The sequence below is a fragment of the Roseibium sp. genome (genome assembly GCF_025698965.1).
GTDB lineage: Bacteria > Pseudomonadota > Alphaproteobacteria > Rhizobiales > Stappiaceae > Roseibium.
On record NZ_JAILWL010000412.1, the window covers coordinates 1 to 5,985 of the forward strand.

5 protein-coding genes and 1 pseudogene are annotated in these 5,985 nt (G+C 55.5%); 4 read left to right on the forward strand and 2 right to left on the reverse strand.

Going from position 1 to position 5,985, the window contains the following annotated elements:
* Positions 1-381, reverse strand: a 381-nt coding sequence (locus K5905_RS25480) for a LysR family transcriptional regulator (RefSeq protein WP_297589383.1), incomplete at its 3' end; no start/stop codon positions are given.
* 286 nt (positions 382-667) lie between these two features.
* On the opposite strand from K5905_RS25480, the gene K5905_RS25485 reads away from it, so the two are divergent.
* Complete coding sequence (locus tag K5905_RS25485; protein ID WP_297589385.1) at positions 668-2,167, forward strand: CoA-acylating methylmalonate-semialdehyde dehydrogenase; 1,500 nt, start codon at positions 668-670, stop codon at positions 2,165-2,167.
* A gap of 182 nt (positions 2,168-2,349) precedes the next feature.
* A complete protein-coding gene (locus K5905_RS25490; protein WP_297589387.1) occupies positions 2,350-2,760 on the forward strand; it encodes a nuclear transport factor 2 family protein in 411 nt (136 codons plus the stop codon).
* A gap of 77 nt (positions 2,761-2,837) precedes the next feature.
* On the opposite strand, the gene K5905_RS25495 is transcribed toward K5905_RS25490, so the two are convergent.
* Complete coding sequence (locus tag K5905_RS25495; protein ID WP_297589390.1) at positions 2,838-3,155, reverse strand: hypothetical protein; 318 nt, start codon at positions 3,153-3,155, stop codon at positions 2,838-2,840.
* Positions 3,156-3,398: 243 nt separating this feature from the next.
* Between K5905_RS25495 and cydD the strand changes: the two genes are divergently transcribed.
* Both cydD and K5905_RS25505 read left to right on the forward strand, forming a co-directional pair.
* The gene (gene cydD / locus K5905_RS25500; RefSeq protein WP_297589391.1) at positions 3,399-5,201 is read left to right on the forward strand and encodes a thiol reductant ABC exporter subunit CydD; all 1,803 of its coding nucleotides are present in this window, start codon (positions 3,399-3,401) and stop codon (positions 5,199-5,201) included.
* Positions 5,198-5,985, forward strand: a pseudogene (locus K5905_RS25505) (thiol reductant ABC exporter subunit CydC); the annotation flags it as partial. The gene cydD and the pseudogene K5905_RS25505, both read left to right, overlap by 4 nt.

Consider the following 5,985-nt stretch of genomic DNA (forward strand, 5'->3'; position numbering starts at 1 on the left):
AACCGGCACAAGCTGGATGGTAAGGCCGGGGTGCTTCTCAGAGAGCTTTCCAAGCCTCGGAGCGAGATAGGCAACACCAAATCCGTCGGGGGCGCCAATGCGCACTGTGCCCGTGATTTCTGGCGTGTCGTCGCTGAGATCCGCTTCAGCAGCGACTGCTTCCGCCTCCATACGTTCGGCCCGATCGAAAAAGCGGGTCCCGGCTTCGGTCAGGATACAGCCCGAGGTGGATCGGTCGAACAGCCGCGTTCCCAGACTTTCCTCCAAAGACGTAAGCCGTCTGGCAACAGTCGCGTGGTTCAGACCCAGCCTTCTGCCTGCGGCCAGGATTTGCCCGGTGCGTGCAATACTCAGGAATATGCGGATGTCATCCCAGTTCATAAATACGACCCAAACCTTATGCATCGTCCGGGACCGTATGATCGGGTTGTCCGGTGCTAACAGGCAGAAAGTCCCTCAACATGAACTCCTGTGTCGGCAGGCGTGACAATGTGAGGCGTGATTTCAAAGTTAAGTCAATCACATGCCATAACTATAAAAAATGCACAACAGATGCGGAAATCTGGATCTTGTATATTGCAAAAATAAAAGAGACAAAGATTGGGAGAACAGGATTGGTCGAGTAGCGCACCACTGGCTGGCCTCGACATCATGGGAGAAATGCGAAATGCAGAAGATCGGTCACTTTATCGACGGCAAACAGGTTGAGGGAACCTCTGGTCGTTACGCTGATGTCTACAATCCGGCCACTGGTGAAATCCAGGCTCAGGTTGCACTCGCAAGCCAGGCGGAAATGGATGCCGCCATTGCAAACGCGGCGGCAGCGCAACCGAAATGGGCCGCTACCAATCCGCAGCGCCGCGCCCGTGTCATGATGAAGTTCGTTGATCTTCTCAACCGTGACATGGACAAGCTCGCCGAAGCGCTGTCCCGTGAACACGGCAAGACCCTGCCGGATGCCAAAGGGGATGTAATCCGCGGTCTTGAAGTCGCTGAGTTCTGCATTGGTGCTCCGCACATGCTCAAAGGTGAGTTCACCGAAGGCGCAGGGCCGGGTATCGACATGTATTCCATGCGCCAGCCGCTCGGCGTCGTTGCCGGTATCACACCGTTCAACTTCCCCGCCATGATCCCGATGTGGAAATTCTGCCCGGCAATTGCATGCGGCAACTCTTTCATCCTGAAACCGTCCGAGCGCGATCCGTCCGTGCCGATCATGCTCGCCGAGCTGATGATCGAAGCCGGTCTTCCGGCTGGCGTCCTGAACGTTGTCAACGGCGACAAGAGCGCCGTGGATGCGATTTGCGACGACGAAACAATCCAGGCTGTGGGCTTTGTCGGCTCCACACCGATTGCGCAATATGTTTATTCCCGGGCAACGGCCAACGGCAAGCGCGCGCAATGTTTTGGCGGCGCCAAGAACCACATGATCATCATGCCGGATGCTGACATGGACCAGGCGGCAGATGCTTTGATTGGCGCTGGATATGGCGCGGCAGGTGAGCGTTGCATGGCGGTTTCCGTTGCCGTACCGGTTGGTGAGAGCACGGCTGATGCGCTGATTGCAAAACTGGCGCCGAAGGTCGAAGCTCTGAAAATCGGGCCGTATACCGCAGGCGACGACGTTGACTTCGGTCCACTGGTCACCAAGGAGGCTCTTGCCCGGGTCAAGGGATTGGTCGATCAGGGCGTCAAGGAAGGTGCGAACCTTGTTGTTGACGGTCGTAACTTCTCCATGCAGGGCTATGAAAACGGCTACTTCATGGGCGGTTGTCTGTTCGACAATGTCACCAAGGACATGGACATCTACAAGACGGAGATCTTCGGTCCGGTTCTTTCCGTTGTGCGCGCACAAAACTACGAAGAAGCAATCGACCTGCCACTTAGCCACGAATACGGTAACGGCACTGCGATCTTCACCCGCGATGGCGACACAGCGCGTGACTTCGCGTCCCGCATCAACATCGGCATGGTCGGCATCAACGTGCCGATCCCGGTGCCGCTCGCCTATCACACTTTCGGTGGCTGGAAGAAATCCGGCTTCGGCGATCTGAACCAGCACGGCGCGGACGGCTTCAAATTCTACACCCGAACCAAGACTGTGACGTCCCGGTGGCCGTCCGGCCTGAAGGACGGCGCAGAATTCGTCATCCCGACAATGAAGTAAAATCCGTTTGGATCGGGTTTTGTGACGGCGCCCTTGGGCGCCGTCTTTGTTTTTACCGCTGCTGTGCAATCCGGGCGCTGTGGGCTATGGTTTTCACGTAAGACAGCCGTTCGCAGTGTTTTGAAGATTCATTTGACGGATTTCTGTCCAGCGGTGTGAAGTCCCCGGGAAAGCATTCTGAAATGATCCAGAAAGACCAGGTCCGCAACCTGTTCAAAAACCTCGAAACCGGACACGGCGATGAATTTTTCGCACGTGTACGAGACGATGTTGTGTGGCAGGTCATGGGCACACACCCGCTTGCCGGCACTTACTCCAGCAAGTCGGATTTCTTTCACGCCACATTTGAACGTCTGAACCGGATCATGAACGAAGGTGTCGTGCTGAAGGTTGTTGATGTTTATCTCGACGGACAAGTGGCGATCGTTGAGATGCAGTCTCTTTCAACTGCCCACAACGGCAAACCTTTTGACAATCGCTATTGCTGGGTCTGCACTTTCGATGAAAGTGGCATGATCGGCAAAGTGCGCGCTTATCTGGATTCAGCACTTGTCGCCGCAGTGATTGCGGAAAATGAGACCGTCCCAAACTGATTTCTGAAAACACTATCATTTAGCTTCCAACCAAGGGGCAGGTTCTTTGGTCCGCCCCTTGGTGCCGTCCGAGCTATCTACGCAGCGGCGGATTCAGCTTCCACCGTGCGGTCTGCCTGGTAGTGTGATAGTGAAACCAGTCCGTCGATTTCGGCCATGACAGCCGCGAAACCGGGATCCTTCATGACCTTTTCTGCCGCTTCCTTGGCAGTTGTCAGGTCCTGCCACAACACAACGTCGGCGAACAGCTCTTTCTCCTCACAAGATTCATACGCAGTCCACGAAATGAAACCGTCATACTGCTTGACGGTGTCCTGGGCAGCACGACGGGCGATGCGTGCCTTGTCGGCATCCTTGACCTTGAAAATCACCAGTTCCAGACACGGTCCAGTCATATCTATCTCCATGTTTCAAAGGGGGTATTCCCTTAAAGACATTTTTCGCACAGGCCTCCTGACAGCATCCTGTCAGCATAGATCCGGTTTTCAAATATTAGATGAACGGACGTGCGGAGGCTTGCATCGAAGTATAGATATTGGGATCCATTCGACAGGTATTACCGGCACAGCGGCCATATGCCTCTTGAACTTGAAGAGGAACAGCGACACTAAGCTAAAATGGTCAGCGCAGGACGGAAAATGAAAGATGAATTGGGAGGAGGGGTGTCTATCGCTTCAACAGCCAAGACTGCGATAGGACTGCCGGACACGTCGGAAACTGTCCGGCTGAAACGCATTGGTTTTGTTCTATCGGTGTCGGACTTGCTCTGGATACCACAAGCAGGGTTGATTGCCTGGGCGGCCGGTACGCTACTGGCGTACCAGATCGACCCGAGTGGACATCAAGCTGCTCCTGATGCTTTGACCTATTCGCTCGCTGCCGCTTGTGGTGTCGTTTCAATCGCATTCCTGCGGGTATTTTTGCAAAACATGGCATCGAAGGCGTCCCGTCTGGTTGCCCGGCAGATCAAGAGACGGGCAAGGGTGGATCTCCTGAAGTCGGCAACTGCCTGTTCGCCTGCTGCCGGTTTTCCGGCGTCTGGATCCTTCGCCGCTCACATCACTGACCAGGTAGACCTTCTGGGCCCCTTTTATCAAAACTACACGCCGCAGCTGATGCGCCTGAAGATTGTGCCGATTGCGATTGTCGTCGCCAGCGCCTGCGTCAGCTGGCTGGCGGCTCTGATCCTTTTGGTGAGCGGACCGATCATCCCCGTGTTCATGGCACTGATCGGCACGCGCGCAAAAGCAGCTAGCGCAGATCAGCAAGCGGAATTGACCCGCCTTAGTGGCACACTTCTGGATAGGATCAAGGGACTTGAAACCCTGACTTTGTTTGGAGCTCTGGAGCGAACGAAGAAGGACATTCAGCTTAGCGGCGAAAAGTTTCGCGTTGGAACCATGCGGGTTTTGAAAGTTGCCTTTCTGTCGTCCACGGTCCTGGAGCTGTTTTCAGCGCTCGGGATTGCATTTTGCGCAGTTTATGTCGGTTTTTCGTTGCTTGGTGAGATCCGGGTCGGAACCTGGGGCGCACCGCTAGGATATCAGGCCGGTCTCTTTGTGCTGCTACTGGCGCCGGAATTCTTTGCACCGCTCCGGGCGTTCGCCACCGCTTACCACGACCGTGCAGCCGGGCTTGCAGCTCAGGAAAAACTCTCAAGTCTCCTGGCTGATATTCGATCAGGTGAGACGTTGACCACGGACGGGGAAGTCGCGAGGAGTGAATCGGCAAAAACCAAACAATCCTGCCTGTTCGCACTGCCACCAGTTATTCAATTTGAAAAGGTTTCCGTGAAGCTGTCACAGCATCAGATTTTCAAGGAATTCAATCTGGAGATCCAATCGGGTGAAACTCTGCTTCTGACCGGAGGCAGCGGTAGCGGCAAGACGACATTGTTGGATTGCATCCTGGGGTTTCACGTACCTGAAAAGGGTAGTATCCGGATCGACGGTCGACCGATCCGGGAAATCGCTGCGCCCTTGCGCCAGAACGTCATTTGGCTGAGCCAGTCGCCGCGCCTGTTCCACGGCGGTTTGAAAGCAAATCTGCTCAAGGGTGTCAGCGATACAGCTACAATTTCGGAAGAAGACATCTGGACAGCGTTAAAGTTGGCCGGTGCTGCCGGACTTGTCAGACGCCTGCCGCAGGGGCTCGCAACACCTCTCGGAGAAGACGGATTTGGTTTGTCGGTTGGTGAGATCCGGCGCGTGGCCTTGGCGCGTGCGGCAATGCGAACGGATGCGACCATCGTGCTTGCAGATGAACCGACTGCCGGCTTGGACGAAGAAACAGCTGCAGATGTCGTCTCCGGGCTGAGACAACTATGCATTGGGCGGACTGCAATGATCGCAACGCACGATCGCGCGGTTCTGACATTGGCTCACAGGCAGATGGATTTGTCGACGTCGAACACTCTGGCCGCGCGGGAGATCGTCATATGAGCGCGGTCTGGACCCTCATCCGGAGCCAGTATCGGCACGACAGACTGTATTTTTTGCTCGGATGTCTGGTCGCAATCCTGCCTGCGGCTGCGGGTATTCTGCTCCTTGGCGTTTCCGGCTGGTTCATCACCGCAGCAGCAATTGCCGGACTGAGCGGTGTCTTTCTGAATATTTTCGTACCAAGCGCGATCATCCGTGCTCTGGCCATCATCCGTACGACCGGCCGGTATGGTGAGCGGGTTTTGACCCATGATGCGACGTTCCGGTTTCTGACTGATCTCAGAAACAGGATGTTTGCGTCTTACGCGCGCCGTGGGACGCAAGGCCACCGCTCGGCGCTGCTGATGAACCGCCTAACGCTGGATGTTACGCTATTGGACTCCGTTTATCTGCGTTTGGTTGTTCCGATAATTCTGGCGTCGGTCGTCTCGGTTTGCCTGCTTCTGGTTTGGGGATTGATCTCTGTTGCGCTTCTTTGCACCGGGTTGGTTTTCCTGGGAGGCTGGGCGGTGCTTGCCGGGTTTTCCTACTCCTCGAGTGACAAAAAAAGCGCTCGCCGCATGGATGCCGCCTCGGATGCAATGCGCTTGCGAGCCGCCGATCTGGCAGCGGGCAGAAGGGATCTGGCGGTTTACGGCGGACTTGAAACGGCTGCAACGGCTGTCATGACATCTGATGAAAGGCTTGCGGCAGCGGAGGAAACCGAAGAATCGCGTTTGAACCTCTTGTCTGGTGTTTCCTTCATGATCGGTCAGTTTTTTCTTGCGGCGTCCATGGTTGTCGG